The 14,479-nt window shown below is 71.6% G+C and carries 13 protein-coding genes and 1 pseudogene; 6 read left to right on the top strand and 8 right to left on the bottom strand.

Features of this window, described 5'->3' with window-relative positions; translation table 11 throughout:
• Window positions 1–14 precede the first annotated feature (14 nt).
• The 5 genes from QSK10_RS03280 to QSK10_RS03260 form a co-directional block, all read right to left on the bottom strand.
• Window positions 15–1,451, bottom strand: a complete 1,437-nt coding sequence (locus tag QSK10_RS03280; RefSeq protein ID WP_285661067.1) for a M1 family metallopeptidase — start codon at window positions 1,449–1,451, stop codon at window positions 15–17.
• 21 nt (window positions 1,452–1,472) lie between these two features.
• Window positions 1,473–2,879, bottom strand: a complete 1,407-nt coding sequence (locus QSK10_RS03275; RefSeq protein WP_285661066.1) for a M1 family metallopeptidase — start codon at window positions 2,877–2,879, stop codon at window positions 1,473–1,475.
• Between the two features lie 228 nt (window positions 2,880–3,107).
• On the bottom strand, window positions 3,108–3,524 hold the full coding sequence (locus QSK10_RS03270) for a globin (protein ID WP_285661065.1): 417 nt from the start codon (window positions 3,522–3,524) through the stop codon (window positions 3,108–3,110).
• Window positions 3,525–3,573: 49 nt separating this feature from the next.
• Window positions 3,574–4,920: an MFS transporter gene (locus tag QSK10_RS03265; RefSeq protein WP_285661064.1), complete on the bottom strand. Its 1,347-nt coding sequence runs from the start codon at window positions 4,918–4,920 to the stop codon at window positions 3,574–3,576.
• A 174-nt stretch (window positions 4,921–5,094) separates the two neighbouring features.
• Window positions 5,095–6,090: a mechanosensitive ion channel family protein gene (locus QSK10_RS03260; RefSeq protein ID WP_285661063.1), complete on the bottom strand. Its 996-nt coding sequence runs from the start codon at window positions 6,088–6,090 to the stop codon at window positions 5,095–5,097.
• A 161-nt stretch (window positions 6,091–6,251) separates the two neighbouring features.
• Between QSK10_RS03260 and QSK10_RS03255 the strand changes: the two genes are divergently transcribed.
• Window positions 6,252–6,773, top strand: a complete 522-nt coding sequence (locus QSK10_RS03255) for an HNH endonuclease (protein ID WP_285662906.1) — start codon at window positions 6,252–6,254, stop codon at window positions 6,771–6,773.
• 48 nt (window positions 6,774–6,821) lie between these two features.
• Here the strand turns inward: QSK10_RS03255 and kynU are convergent, their stop codons facing one another.
• A complete protein-coding gene (kynU, locus tag QSK10_RS03250; protein WP_285661062.1) occupies window positions 6,822–8,081 on the bottom strand; it encodes a kynureninase in 1,260 nt (419 codons plus the stop codon).
• Between the two features lie 96 nt (window positions 8,082–8,177).
• Here kynU and ctaJ point away from each other — a divergent pair, with 96 nt between their 5' ends.
• Window positions 8,178–8,474, top strand: coding sequence for an aa3-type cytochrome oxidase subunit CtaJ (gene ctaJ / locus QSK10_RS03245; RefSeq protein ID WP_285661061.1), 297 nt, complete (start codon window positions 8,178–8,180; stop codon window positions 8,472–8,474).
• Window positions 8,461–8,877, top strand: coding sequence for a DUF5130 family protein (locus tag QSK10_RS03240; protein WP_285661060.1), 417 nt, complete (start codon window positions 8,461–8,463; stop codon window positions 8,875–8,877). Before ctaJ ends, QSK10_RS03240 begins: the two co-directional genes overlap by 14 nt.
• Window positions 8,878–8,942: 65 nt before the next feature.
• Here the strand turns inward: QSK10_RS03240 and QSK10_RS03235 are convergent, their stop codons facing one another.
• Complete coding sequence (locus tag QSK10_RS03235) at window positions 8,943–9,581, bottom strand: response regulator (protein WP_285661059.1); 639 nt, start codon at window positions 9,579–9,581, stop codon at window positions 8,943–8,945.
• Window positions 9,578–10,756, bottom strand: coding sequence for a sensor histidine kinase (locus tag QSK10_RS03230; protein WP_285661058.1), 1,179 nt, complete (start codon window positions 10,754–10,756; stop codon window positions 9,578–9,580). The genes QSK10_RS03235 and QSK10_RS03230 overlap by 4 nt, the downstream gene beginning before the upstream one ends.
• Window positions 10,757–10,873: 117 nt before the next feature.
• Here QSK10_RS03230 and QSK10_RS03225 point away from each other — a divergent pair, with 117 nt between their 5' ends.
• From QSK10_RS03225 to QSK10_RS03215, 3 genes and pseudogenes are all read left to right on the top strand, one after another.
• Complete coding sequence (locus QSK10_RS03225) at window positions 10,874–11,011, top strand: hypothetical protein (protein ID WP_285661057.1); 138 nt, start codon at window positions 10,874–10,876, stop codon at window positions 11,009–11,011.
• Window positions 11,008–11,676: pseudogene (locus tag QSK10_RS03220) on the top strand (ABC transporter ATP-binding protein); the annotation flags it as partial. The gene QSK10_RS03225 and the pseudogene QSK10_RS03220, both read left to right, overlap by 4 nt.
• A 335-nt stretch (window positions 11,677–12,011) precedes the next feature.
• Entirely contained in the window at window positions 12,012–13,913 is a 1,902-nt protein-coding gene (locus QSK10_RS03215; RefSeq protein ID WP_285661056.1) for an ABC transporter permease family protein, read from the top strand.
• Window positions 13,914–14,479 lie beyond the last annotated feature (566 nt).

Below are 14,479 nucleotides of genomic sequence, written 5' to 3'. Positions count from 1 at the left end.
TGTACTCGCCGTGCTCACGCGGGGGTCGTGGGGGAGTCCAGCCAGGTGTCGATGAGCACGCGCATGTCGGTGCCGCCGCGTTCGACGACCCAGGCGGTGAACGACGCCCGGTCCTGGTGGGTGTTCCGCTGCTGCTGGACCCAGTCGCGCATCATCGCCTCGAAGGGCGCCTCGCCCATGCGGGCACGGATCTCGGCGAGCATGAGGGCCGGGCAGTAGTAGACGTTCCCGGACGCGAAGTCACCCGGCCGGTAGCTCCCGGGCGGCCCGTAGCTGGTGCGCATGCGCGCGTCCATGCCGCGCCAGCGGGCGATCGCGGCGTCGAGGGTCTCGCCGCCCATGTCGCTCACCCACTGGGCCTGGACGAAGGTGGCCATGCCCTCGTTCAGCCACACCCCGCGCCAGTCGGAGGGGGTGACGGCGTCCCCGTACCACTGGTGGGCGAGTTCGTGGAGCAGCACCGCCTCGGCCTCCTTGGGCACGTTGGCGATGCCGTCGCTGAGGGTGATGGTCCCCTGTGTCTCCATGCCCGACTCGCCGCCGACGGCGACGACGCCGGTGTGGGCGAAGGGGTAGGGCCCGTAGCGCTTCTCCAGCCAGGCGACCTTGTCGCCGATGGTGGCCAGGATCGGCTCCCACGCCGATCGGCTGTTCTCCCGCACCCACGACACGATGGGCGCGCCACCGTCGGTCTCACCGCCGTCGATGCGCACGAAGCGGTCGACGGCGAAGGTGACCACGTAGGACGCGACGGGGTCGGCCGAGTGGTACTGGGTGACGTGCCGTCCGCCGGTGGTCTCCTCACCGGAGGGGACGCCGGTCGCCACGCCCGTCCAGCCCTCCGGGACCGAGGCGGTGATGTCGTAGAGGGCCTCGTCGGACGGCTGGTCGTTCACCGGGTACCAGGTGAACGCGCCGTAGGGCTCCTGGAAGGTCCACACCGCGCCGTTCGGGCCGACGCTCATGCCGACGCCCTCGGTCATGTCGCCGCGCGAGGCCGGCGCGGGCGCGCGCGTCGGCTCGCCCGCGTAGTCGACGGCCAGCACGACCACGGCGTTGGTGGTGACGGGGACGACGATCTCCAGGTCGTTCCCGGTGTGCCGGTGCTCCACCGCGCGCCCGTCGGCGGTCACCGCCGAGACCTTCATCGTCTCGGCCAGGTCCAGCCGCAGCGAAGACGCGTCGCCGGTGGCGCGGACGGTGATCACCGCGTGTCCCTTGAGGACCCGCGCGTCGGGCTCGTAGGACAGCGAGAGCCCGTAGTGGAGCACATCCGTGCCGGGATTACCCAGGTCCGGGTACACCGGGTCGGCCACCGGCTCGCTGAGGCCTGCGGCCAGATCGGCCGGCGCGCTGGGCGCCGGCCGCGGATCGGCCGCCGGGGGGGTGGAGGTGCAGGCGGCCAGCAGCCCGCAGGCCGCCACCACCATCGCGGTCGCGCGGATCTTCATGGGTCCCCGTTTCCAGTGCGGCTAGGTCGGTGTCGCCGGTGAGTCCAGCCAGGCGTCGATGAGCGCGGTCAGATCGGCGCCCGCGTGCGCGTTGACCCAGGCGGTGAACGACGCCCGGTCCTGATGGGTGTTCTTCTGCGCCTGCACCCAGTCGCGCATCATCGCCGCGAACGGCGCCTCGCCCACGCGCTCGCGGATCTCGTGCAGCAGCAGGGCCACACACGTGTACACGTTCCCCGAGGCGAACTGGCCCGGGTCGTAGGCGCCGGGCGGACCGGCCTCGTCGCGCAGATCCTGATCCAGCCCGCGCCAGCGGCCGATCAGCTCGTCCTCGGTGCTCCAGCCCTGCTCGACGATCCACATGCCGTCGGCGTAGGTGGCCATGCCCTCGCTCAGCCACACCGCGCGCCAGTCGGTGGGCGTCACCGCGTCCCCGAACCACTGGTGGGCGAGCTCGTGGACGAGGGTGTCGGCCGCGTACTTCTCGTCCCGCCCCAGGTCTGCGCTGAACGTGATCATCTGCTGCGTCTCCATCGCCGAGTCGCCGCCGGTGACCACGACGCCCGCCGAGTCGAACGGGTACGGGCCGTAGCGCTCCTCCAGGAACGCCAGGTACTCCGGGATCCGGGCCGTCACCCGCCGCAGCACCCGCCCCGTGCCGGTCGGCAGCCACACCGTGACCGGCAGGCCGCGCGGGCCGGTCAGCGTCATCCGCTCGAAGCGGTCCACCGCCAGCGTCGTCAGGTACGAGGCGACCGGATCGGCCGAGCGCCAGGTGAAGACCGTGGAGTCGCCGACCTCGCGCTCGCCCGCGAACCGCCCACTGGCCACACCCGCGTAGCCGCGCGGCACGGACACGGTGATGTCGTAGAGGGCCTCGTCGGAAGGGTGGTCGTTGACCGGGTACCAGGTGAACGCGCCGTAGGGCTCCTGCATCGTCCACAATGACCCGTCGGGCTCGGCGCGCAGGCCCAGCCCGTCGCCGAGGGAGTCGGCGCGGCTCGCGGGCGCGGTCACCGGCCTCGGGACGCCGGAGTAGGCCACCGCGAGGGTGACCGTGGCGTCCTTGACGGCCGGGGTGGCGATGACGATGTCGCCGTCGGCCTGCCGGACGGCGGCCGCCCGGCCGTCCACCGTCGCGCGGCTCACCGCCAGCGTGGCGGCGAAGTCCAGCCGCAGTTCCGCCAGGTCCCGGGTGGGCCGCAGCGTGATCGTGGCCAGCCCGGAGAGGACCGTGGTGTCCGGGTCGTAGTCGAGGGCCAGGCCGTAGTGCAGGACGTCGACGTCGGCCGTGCCGTAATCGGGGTACAGGGGATCGGCGACCGGATCGCTGCGCCCGGGGCCCAGATCTGCCGGGACCGGGATCCCCAGCGGCGGCCGGAGCACCGCCGTACCGCAGCCCGCGAGCACGCCGAAGACCGCCAGCACGGCGACTGTGACACGCGCGGAAGCGCCCCGGATCATTGACGCCCCAAGGGATGCGGAGATCTCGATGGGGCGCGAGTCTAATCGCGCGCGGCAACGGGAAGAACACGAAGCGATCGAGGATCGTGCATGCTCTGGTGCCGAGCCGGACGTGGGTCGTCCTCTAGTCGGGGGTATTGACCAAGCTCTGTTCGTCGGTTCCCGGTGAACACGCTTGTCCGGGGTCGCCCTCTAGTCCGGGGTGTTCACCAGGAACTGAGCCGCCCGCTCCAGGTACTCCCACAGCACCTGCTCGTGCTCGGGCGCCAGCTCCAGGGAGTCCACCGCCGTCCGCATGTGTCCCAGCCACGCGTCGCGCGCGGCGGAGTCGACCCGGAACGGCGCGTGCCGCATCCGAAGGCGGGGGTGACCGCGCTCGTCGGAGTAGGTGTGCGGACCGCCCCAGTACTGCTCCAGGAACAGCTGGAAGCGGCGCGCGGCCGGGCCCAGGTCCTCCTCGGGGTACATCGGCCGCAGCAGCGGATCGGTCGCGACGCCCTCGTAGAACACCTTCACGAGGCGCTCGAAGGTCGCCGAACCGCCGACGGCCTCGTAGAAGCTGGTCGGCACCGGCGTGTCGGTGATGGTGAGCTTCGGCTGCTCGGGCACGTCAAATTCCTGCCAGTGAAGGTGTGGTCATTGCATCCTAGGCGGACCGTCACGCCTCGGCCTTCGCGGCGCCTGAGCGGCCGCGAACGGGTTCCGGACCGGCCGCCGGAGCGGCGGGCGGGGCCGGAGCCTCGGCGGGCGGCTCCACCACGGGTGGTTTCGCGGCGGACTTCGCCTCTTCAATGGTGCTCGCCGAAGGCCACGTGAGCACCAGGATGCTGACGAGGATCACACCCGCGATTCCCCACAGCCCCACCGCTTCCGCGATGGACGGGACCGCCTGGGCGACCAGGCCCATCCCGATGACCGCCGTGCCCTGCGCGATCATCAGGCCGCTCTGCATCACACCGAAGGCGCGCGCCCGGAAGTTGCCGGGCAGGGCCTGGACGAACAGCGTGTTCAGCGCCAGCAGCACGCCGCCGATCATGTTCACCCCGGCCGCCATCGGCAGGACCAGCCACACCGGCGGGTCGAACAGGGCCGGGATCAGCAGCATCGGCGCGATGATCGCCAGCGGCCGGATGAGTTTCTGCCGGGTCGTGGCCGACATGAACCGGCCCATCACCAGCACGCCGATCGCCGAACCGACCGGCGCCGACGCCATGATCGCGCCCTGCGCGAGCGAACCGCCGTGCAGGTGCGCCGCCCACGCGGGGGCCGCCGCCTCCGGCACGATCGCGCAGCCGACCATGCAGAACACCAGCAGCGCGATCGACCGCAGCACCGGGTGGCCGAAGACGAAGGTGATGCCCTGCCCGGCCTCCTTGAACAGGTTCGACCGGTCGCTGCGGAGGGCGCCGGGCGCACGGGTGCGGACGAACAGCGTCAGCAGCAGCGCCGAGAACGCGAAGGTCGCCGCGTCGATGCCCAGCGCGAGGTGCGCGTTCACACCCGCCAGGACACCGCCGGCGAAGTAACCGGCGAGCTGCGCCGACTGGCGCGCGATGCTGACGGCCGAGAGGGCGACCGCGTAGCGTTCGCCCTCCAGGACTTGCGGCAGCAGCGCCGAGCGTGCCGCCTTTTCGGCCGGTGTGACCGCCGAGACCAGGAACAACAGGACCAGCATCGCCCACAGCGGCGTCCCGGGTATCGCCACCAGCCCGATCAGCCCCATCCGGAGCAGATCGCAGGTGATCATCGTGCGCCGGTACGGGTACCGCTCGGCCAGCGCCGCCAGCACGGGGGCGCCGATCAGGTAGGGGGCGTAGCTGATGGCGAAGGTCGCCACGGTGAGCAGGACGTTCCCGGTCTGCTGCCACACGAGGAACGTGACGGCGACACGCGCGAGCATGTCGCCGACCGAGGAGACGATGTCCCCGACGAACAGCGCCCGGAACTCGCCCACGGCGAAAACCTCGCCGAAGGTCGCGGTGCGTTCCCGTTGCCCGTCCGACACGACGACTTGCCTCCCCGACCCACACCGAAATCGGCCACATCGGACTTACGCCTCTGGCCGACGTACGTTCGTCACCTGAGTCTGCCCTATCGGATGATGTCTTGGGTAGCCCGGGGATCGTTTATTCGTCCGGAATGTCGCCGATTCGCAGAATCGAGGAGATTTTCGTGTCCTTTAATTGACCGGAGCGTTACCTCCGGGCCGCGCCGGATCGGGCGCGCCGGGCGCGATCTCGGCGACCCGCAGGGCCTCGTTGATGCGCAGCCGCAGCTCCCGCCCGAGGCCCCACTGCGAGTCCGGGTCCGTCTTGGCGCTGGCCCGCAGGGTGATCGCGAAGGCGGTGACGCTCTCCACGCCCAGCAGCGAGGGCTCCTTGAGCAGGACGCGGCCCCACTTCTCGTCCTCGGCGATCTCGGCCAGCGCGCCGCGGATGGCCTCGCTGGCCGCCTCGATGTCGGCTTCGGGGCTGATGGGGGTGTCGATGAGCACGACCGCCCAGCCCTGGCTCATGTTCCCCACGCGCAGGATCTCGCCGTTGCGGACGTACCAGACCGCGCCCTTGGGGTCCCGGACCGTGGTGACGCGCAGGCCCACGCCCTCCACGGTGCCGCTGACCTCGCCCAGGTTGACCGAGTCGCCCACGCCGTACTGGTCCTCCAGCAGCATGAACATGCCCGAGATGATGTCCTTGACCAGCGCCTGGGCGCCGAAACCGATCGCCAGGCCGACGATGCCGGCGCTGGCCAGCAGCGGGCCGAGGTTCACGTTGAACTCGGCGAGCACCAGCATCACCATGATCGTGAACACCACCGCGCTGACGATGGACCGCAGCACCGAGGCCAGGGCCTGCGAGCGCTGCCTGCGCCGCTCGCCGGTGGCACCGGGGTCGCCGAGGAGGTTGGGTGCCTTCTCCTTGAACGGGCGGAGAATTCCCGGTGATTTGGCTTCCCCGGTCGCCCTGGCCATCCGGGTTATGGCCCGGCTGATGAGGTTGCGGGCGACCAGGCAGATCAAGACGATGATGATGATCCGGAGGGGCTTGACCAGGAATTCGCTGGCGTTGGCCAGGCACGCGTTCGAGGTCCAGTCCCAGATCAGGGCGCAGGCCGAGCCCGTCTCGGTGGAGTCGAGGCAGGCGGGGGGCGCTTCGGCGAGGAGAGCTATCGACACGCGTCACTTATAACCCGGGGCCTCCGACGGGCCGCCCGGGACCCGTCACCCGAACCGGTATTTCCCGGTACTCGCTTATTGGACATGCAATCGCGGGGTTCTTGAGCGACACTTGCAGCGGTGACAGGAGGTGAGTGGTGAGCGGTATAGCTACCAGTGGTATACGTCCGGGACGGTCCGCCAACGCGTCAGCCGCGCTGGTGTTGAACGCCACGTACGAGCCCCTCTGCGTGGTCTCCGTCCGGCGAGCCGCGGTGCTGCTGCTCTCCGACAAGGCCGAGGCCATCACCCACGGCGAGGGCTACCTGCAGAGTCATCTGCAGACGATCCCGATCCCGTCGGTGGTGCGCCTGAACAAGTTCGTCAAGGTCCCCCACCGCCGCAAGGTGAGCCTGTCCCGGCGCGCGATCTTCGCCCGGGACAAGTGGAAGTGCGTCTACTGCGGTGGTCCGGCCGAGACGATCGACCATGTCATTCCCCGCTCCAAGGGCGGTGCCCACATCTGGGAGAACGTGGTGGCGGCCTGCGCGCGCTGCAACCACAAGAAGGGGGACAAGACCGTACGGGAAATGGGCTGGCGCCTCGCCATCGTCCCGGCCGTGCCGAAAGGCGCGGCCTGGCGCGTGCTTGGGCACCGTACGCCCGACCCGCGATGGGAGCTGTGGTTAGGCGCGCGCAACTGAGGCGTGAGAGGGCGGACGCGTGTCCGCCCTCTTTCTCGTTCCGGGCCCCTACGTGACCCGGCCGCGCTCGGCGCCGTACTCCAGGTGCCGTCCGGCGGTCACCAGGTCGCGGACGCGCGTCAGGCCCTCGTGCACGTCGGCGAACCGCGTGTACAGCGGCGCCAGGCCCAGCCGGATACGGTCGGGCGAGCGGTAGTCGGGGACGACCTTGGCGTCCCGCATGGCCTGCGCGATCCGCCACGCCTCGGGGTGGTGCACGGTCACGTGCCCGCCGCGCCGCTCGGCCTCGGCGGGCGTGACGACGGTGAAGCCGATGGGCTCCAGCCACGCCCGGCACAGCGCGTCGGCGTACTCGGTGAGCCGCAGCGACTTCTCCCGGATCGCCTTCATGCCCGCCTCGGCGATGATGCGCACGCCCTCGCGCACGGCCGTCACCCCGATGACCGGCGGCGTGCCCACCTGGAAGCGCTCGACGCCGTCCACCGGCTCGTAGGTCTCGCCCATGGCGAACTGGTCGCGCTGCCCGAACCAGCCCCAGATCGGCTGCCGCAGCGAGGTCTGGAGCTCGCGGCGGACGTAGAGGAACGCCGGCGCGCCCGGACCGCCGTTCAGGTACTTGTAGGTGCAGCCGACGGCCAGGTCGACCCCGGCCGAGGCGAGCGGCACCGGCACCGCGCCCGCCGAATGGCAGAGGTCCCAGAGGACCAGGGCGCCCTTGGCGTGCGCGTCGGCGGTGATCGCGGCCATGTCGGCGATCGCCCCCGAGCGGTAGGAGACGTGCGACAGGCACAGCAGGGCGGTGTCGTCGTCGACGGCCTCGGCCACGCGCGCGGGGTCGACGCCCCGGTCCAGGTCGGTGGCGATGGTCCGCAGCTCCATGCCGCGCGCGGCGGCCAGGCCCTGGAGGATGTAGCGGTCGGTGGGGAAGTTGTCGTCGTCGGTGACCAGCACCTTGCGGCCCGGGCGCGCGTCGAGCGCGGCGGCGGCGAGCTTGTACAGGTTGACGCTGGTGGAGTCGGAGACGATCACCTCACCGGGGTGGGCCTCCACGACGTGCCCGGCGATGAGGTCGCCGGTCTCGCGGGAGAGGTCGATCCAGTGGTCCCAGGCGGCGATCAGCTCGCCGCTCCACTCGTCGTCGACGACCCGCAGGATCGCCTCGCGGGTGGACTTGGGGGCCCGGCCCAGCGAGTTGCCGTCCAGGTAGACGACCTCGGGGTCGGCGAAGACGAAACGGTCGCGGTGGGACGCGAGGGGATCGGCGGCGTCGAGGTCGGCCGCGTCGCTGAGGGGATGATCGATCGCCATGGGGATCATCAGACCAGATCGACACCCTGCCTGCCTCGGACACTCGGCTTCGATTACGGTTAGTGCGACCGTTCGGACAGAGTCGAAGGCCCACACATGACAGTCCTGGAAGCAGTGCTGACGTTCGTCGGCATCCCGCTCGTCGTGGTTTTGATCATCGTCGGGCTCGTGTACGGCCCCAGCGGCGGCCCGAAGTCGCGCCGCTACCGCCCGGGACGTCCGTTCACTTTCACTCCGGTGTGGTTCCTCGCCCGGCCGGAGGAGATGTCGCTCACCGGCGCGGGCACCGATGTGGTCCCGTCCAGCGTGAAGGCGCTGCCGGCGGGCTCCGATGAGGAGCTGACCGGCCTGGTCAGCGCGACCGTCAAGGGAGGCGCAAGTGGCAGCTGGTGACGTCGCCGTCCGCGAGGAGGCCCAGGCGGTTCCGCGCCCGGACGTCTTGGACGGCCCCTTCACGACCAAGCAGCTCCTCCGCATCGACGAGGCGCTGCGGCTGGCGGAGCGCACCGCGAGCACCATCACCTTCAGCGTCTACGTCGGCTCCCTGCACGAGCCCACCACCGGCGCGGCCCGCAAGCTGCACGACCAGCTGCCCGACCCGGACAACTCCGTGCTCGTCGCGGTGTCGCCCGAGCAGCGCAAGCTGGAGATCGTCACCGGCACGCAGGCCGTCAAGCTGATCCCGGACCGCGCCGCGGCCCTGGCCGCGCTGTCCATGACGGCGGCCTTCGGCGGCGGCGACCTGGCCGGCGGCATCGTCACCGGCCTGCGGATGCTGGCCGACCAGGCGGCGTGACGCGCGCATTCTCGTAACGCATGAGGCCCCGGGTGACCGGGGCCTCATCGCGTTTCAGGTGTGACTCACTCCATCAAACCCTGTTCCCACGCCCACGCGGCGATCTCCACCCGGTTGCGGGCGCCGATCTTGCGCATCACGCTGCCCACGTGCGTCTTCACCGTGGAGAGCGTGATGTGGAGGCGCTCGGCGATCTCCTCATTGGTCGTCCCCCGCGCGATCAGCCGGACCAGCTCCAGCTCCCGATCGGTGACCGGCAGCTCGCCCACCCGCTTCTTGGGGCGCGTCAGCTGCTTCAGCAGCCGCACGGTGATCGCGGGGGCGATCATCGCGTCCCCGGCCGCGGCCGCGCGCACCGCCTCGATCAGCAGCGCCGGGCCGCCGTCCTTCAGCAGGAACCCGCACGCCCCGTCCCGCAGCGCCCGGTAGACGTACTCGTCGTGGTCGAAGGTCGTCACGATGATCACCGGCAGCGGATCGCGGACGTCGGGCCCGGCGATCAGGCGGGTGGCCTCCAGGCCGTCCAGGCGCGGCATGCGGATGTCGAACAGGCACACGTCGGGCCGCAGCCGCCGCGCCATCTCCACCGCCGCGACGCCGTCCTCGGCCTCGCCGACGACCTCGATGTCGGGCTGCGCGCCCAGGATCATCGCGAAACCGGTGCGGACCATCCGCTGGTCGTCGGCGATGAGCACCTTGATCATGTACGTGTGTCCTTCGGGTCGAGAGGCAGGATCGCGGCCACGCGCCACCCCTGTCCCGTCCACCCGGCGTCCAGGTGCCCGCCGATCACGGCGGCGCGCTCGCGCATACCCGTCAGACCGTAGCCGCCCGAGGGCGTGCGGGCGCGCCAGCGGGTGCCCGGCTCGCCGTTGTCCACGATCTCCACCCGCACCGCGCCGTCCACCGGCAGGACGCGCACGATCACGCGCGTCACGCCGTGGGCGTGCTTGCGGACGTTGGTCAGGGCCTCGGTGACGATCCGGTTCACCGTCGTCGCCACCGCGTACGGCAGGCCCGTGTCGCGCAGGCCCGGCGCCAGCTCCAGGCTCACCGGCGGGCCGACCTTGTCGTACTCGGTGACCAGCCGGATCAGCTCGTCCACGCTCTCGGCGGGCGCGGTCTGGGCCTCCTCGCCGTCGCGCAGGACGCCCACCAGGCGCCGCATCGAGGTCAGCGCCTCCAGACCGCTCTGCTCGATGTCGGCGAACATCCGCTCGTAGGCGGCGGCGTCGGGCTGCCCGGTCTGTGCCAGGTACCGCGCGGCCTGCGCCTGCACGACGATGCCGGTGACGTGGTGGGCGACGAAGTCGTGCAGGTCGCGGGCCAGGCCGACGCGCTCGTCGCGCTTGACGGACTCGGTGCGGCGGCGCCGCTCGGCGTCCAGGCCCCGGAAGTACAGTCCGGCGGCCCCGCACAGCGCGGCCCAGCCGAAGATCATGAAGTAGATGACGCCGAGCTGCCCGATCGACATGTGCCCGCGCAGCGGCAGCAGCAGCGAGGCGCCCAGGACCAGCGCGGAGTAGCCCGCGGCCTGCGCCCAGGGCATCTCGCGCACCACCAGGGCGATCAGGACCGGCAGCCAGAACAGCTCAGTGATCGAGCGGGTTGAGTCCCCGAACCCGACGATGATGGAGCCGAGGCTCGTGGCGATCGACACCAGGCACGCCACCGCCGCCCACGTCGCCAGCGGACGCAGCCAGAACACCGCCAGCACGACCGCCGCGCCGCTGAGGGAGATCAGGAGGTCCAGCAGCGAGCCGTAGGCGGTGGTCAGGTCGACGAGGAGGAACAGGCCCGCCGCCCCGAACGCGGACAGCCGCAGGACGAGGCCCACGCAGGATTGGACGCGAGGGGTCAGGCGGGGTTGTTCGATCACCTAGCCGAGGCTACGTGGCCTGCGACTTTCGGCATCCGACTTTCGACCGATGCCGGAGGCTCCCGACCAGTCCGCGGACCGATGTGCGGGACGGGTGCTCCGGAAGAAGCTGTTCCCATGACGACGATCTTCCAGGTGCTCATCCCGGTCCTGGGCCTCCTGGCCCTAGTGGCCTTCATCGGCGGGGGACTCCTCATCCCGCTGTTCGACATCTCCGAGGAGCGCGCCGAGCGCAAGCGGGAGGCCGTGCGATGACGGCGGTCCTGACCGGTACCGGACTGGTGAAGCGGTTCGGTACCACCCACGCCCTCGCCGGGGTCGACGTGGCCGTGGCCAAGGCCGAATCGGTGGCCATCATGGGACCCTCCGGCTCGGGCAAGTCCACATTGCTGCACTGCCTGGCCGGCATCCTCAAACCCGACCAGGGCGAGGTCAGCCTCGACGGCAGACGCATCGACTCCCTCGGCGAGTCCGCGCGCAGCGTCCTGCGGCGCACCCGATTCGGGTTCGTCTTCCAGTTCGGGCAGCTCCTCCCGGAGCTGCCCGCCGAGGAGAACGTGGCCCTGCCGCTGATGCTGGACGGCGTCCCCCGCCGCATCGCCGTCGAGAAGGCGCGCTCGTGGTTTCGCCCCCTCGGCCTCACCGGGCTGGAGAAGCGCCGCCCCGGTGAGCTCTCCGGCGGCCAGGCGCAGCGCGTGGCCATCGCCCGGGCGCTCATCGGCGAGCCCGCCGTGGTCTTCGCCGACGAACCGACCGGTGCGCTGGACCAGTCGACCGGCGCCGACACGCTTAAGCTGCTGACCGAGGCGACCCGGCACCAAGGGGCGTCCCTGGTCGTCGTCACGCACGACCCGAACGTGGCCGCCGCTTGCGACCGCGTCCTGGAAGTGCGCGACGGGCGCATCCGCACGGTGGGCGAGCCGGCCGCGGCCGCGCCGGTGGCCTCGCACGAGGTCTCCACCTTCGCCACGCGCGTCCCGGTGGCGCCGGTGGCCTCGCGTTCCAAGTCCGCCGGGCCGGTGGTTCCGGTGAGCGCCGCGCCCGAGGCCGCCCGGCCCGGGGTGGCCGAGCCGACGGTTCCCGTCCACGCCTGGCCCGCCGAGCCCACGGTTCCCGTCCACGCCCCGCCCGCCGAGCCGACGGTGCCGGTCCCGTCCCCTGTGGAGGCGCCCGCCACCGACACCCCCACCACTTTCGCCCCCGGCCGCGTCTCCACCTCCGGCCCCACCCACGACCAGAAGAGCGGAGCCCGGCTGTGGTGAAGTCCTTCGCGCTCGCCGCGCGTCTCCTGCGCGGCGGCGGACGCCACGGCCTGCTCGGCACGGTCCTCACCCTCGCGGCCGTCACCGTGTCCACCGCCCTGCTGCTGGCCGCGATCGCGGCCAACTCCGCCTTCGCCGCCCGCACCGAACGCACCGCCTGGCAGACCCCCGCGAGCGTCTCGGAGTCCGAGGCCACCGCGATCCAGTTCAGCCGCAACGAGTACTTCGGCGACCGCGCGATCACCGTCATCCGGCTCGCCGCCCTCAAGCCCGGCGCGCCCGTCCCGCCCGGCCTGGACGCCTTCCCCGCGCCCGGGCAGTTCTACGCGTCCCCGGCCCTGCGCGACGCCCTCTCCTCCGGCGACCTCGCCGCCCGCTTCCCGCCCCTCACCGGCGACATCCCCGAGGCGGAACTGGCCGGGCCCGACCAGCTCGTCGCGGTCATCGGCATGGACCCCGGCGCGGTCTCCATGAAGGCCCAGAACATGGAGCAGACGCCGACCTGGATCAACGGCTTCGGCGACGGGGAGTCCGTCGAGGCGCTGATCTACGACATCCTCCTCAAGATCGCCACCGCGCTCGTGGCCGCGCCCCTCCTCATCTTCGGCGCCGCCGCCGCCCGCCTCACCGTCGCCCGCCGCGACACCCGCTTGGCCGCGCTGCGCCTCGTCGGCGCCACGCCCGCCCAGGTCGTCGCGATGACCGCCGCCGAGGCCGTCCTCACCGCCGCCGTCGGCGCCGTCCTGGGCGCCCTCATCTACCTGATGGGCTTCGCCGGGCTCGCGCAGATCCCCATGCAGGGCAGCAACTGGTTCACCGGCGACCTCTGGGTCGGCGTCCCCTGGCTCCTCGGCGTCCTCATCGCCGTGCCCCTCATGACCGGCGCCAGTGCCGTCATCGGGCTCCGCCAGGTCGTCGTCAGCCCCCTCGGCGTGGCCCGCCGCCAGACCCCGCCCGGGCTGCGCTTCGTCCGCCTGCTCGCCGTGGTCGCCGCCCTCATCGCCGCCTCGCTGATGACGGCCCAGTCCAGCACGACGGTGATCATGGTCGTGCTCGCCATGGTCTTCCTCGCGCTCAACCTGGCCGGGCCCTTCATCGTGTCGGTCATCGGCCGCATATCCGCCGCCTTCGCCCGCACCCCCGCACGCCTGCTGGCCGCCCGCCGCCTCGTCGACGACCCCCGCTCCGCCTGGCGCACCGTCGCCGGCGTCGCCCTCACCGGCTTCATCGCCGGATTCATCGGCCTGCTCAGCCCCAGCGCCATCGAAGCCGACACCGGCCGGACCCAGGTCGCGGTGGAGTCCTCCATCGTCACCACCGAATCCGCCGACGCCGCCCTCACCGCCGCCGGGCTCACCGCCCGCGTCGACTCCGCCGACCCCGGCGTCGTCCGCGTCCTCGCCACCCCCGACGAGGTCGAGAAGGTCAAGACCGCCCTCGCCACCATCGACCCCGGCGCGCCCCTCACCGCCGACTCCGACAGCGTCGTCCAGGGCACGATCATGCTCGGCGACATCCAGGTCGGCGTCCGCATCGTGCTGATCGTGTCGTTCCTCGTGGCGATCGCCTCGGCCGGAATCGCCGGAGCCTCCTCCGTCCTCGACCGCCGCCGCACCTACTCACTGCTCAGGCTCGCCGGGACCCCCCTCAAGGTCCTCGACCGCGCCCGAGCCCTGGAGACACGCCTGCCCCTCATCGTCATGGGCGGCGGATCGATCATCGCCGGAGTGATCTGCGGCCTGCCCTTCGCCGTGGCGGGAATGTTCTCGGTGGCCGGGATGGTGACCCTCGGCATCTGCGTGGTGATCGGCTTCCTGGGCGTGGCGGCGGCCAGCGGCCTGAGCCGGCCACTGCTGCGAAGCGTGACGGTGGTGGGGGTGGCGCCGCAGGAGTGAGGCTCGGTCGGCGGGGCTTGGCAGGCTGGACCGGCTGGGTCGGATGAGCCGGCCGACCTGACGGAGCTGATCGAACAGAGCCGACTCGTCAGGCGAGACCGCCCGGGCCGACCGGGCCGGTCGAGCCAAACCGGACCTCGTACCTTTCTCGACACCTCTCGTAACCCGTGGGCGATTCGGCTGAACTGGCCGGATCGCCCACGGGTGGTTTCCGCCCACGTAGTGCCGCCGTGCTTCCGAGCCACGAGCCCCTGAGCCCCGAGCCCCTGAGCTCCCATGCTTCCGTGCCGCCAAGCCGCCAAGCCGCCAAGCCGCCAAGCCGCCAGCGAGCATCGGCCCGGCTCGCCCGGCCCGCTGTGGCGCCGACGGGCAAAGTCATCCGCGTCGCGTGCGCCATCCGCAGTGTTTCGGCTGGATTACGAGTCATCCACATTGGGTGGGTTATCCACAGGTTCCGCGATGGGCCGTTTGGCGGACCGCGCGTGCGGCCCGGTTACGTTCGCCCCAGCGGGGCGGGCTCTGGGCCCCCACCAACAGAGCCACACACGAAAAGCCCTCAGACGCCA

Source organism: Actinorhabdospora filicis, from assembly GCF_030269765.1.
Taxonomy (GTDB): Bacteria; Actinomycetota; Actinomycetes; order Mycobacteriales; family Micromonosporaceae; genus Actinorhabdospora; species Actinorhabdospora filicis.
Note: the sequence above shows the minus strand (reverse complement) of the source record. Positions and strands in the feature narration are given on the sequence as shown.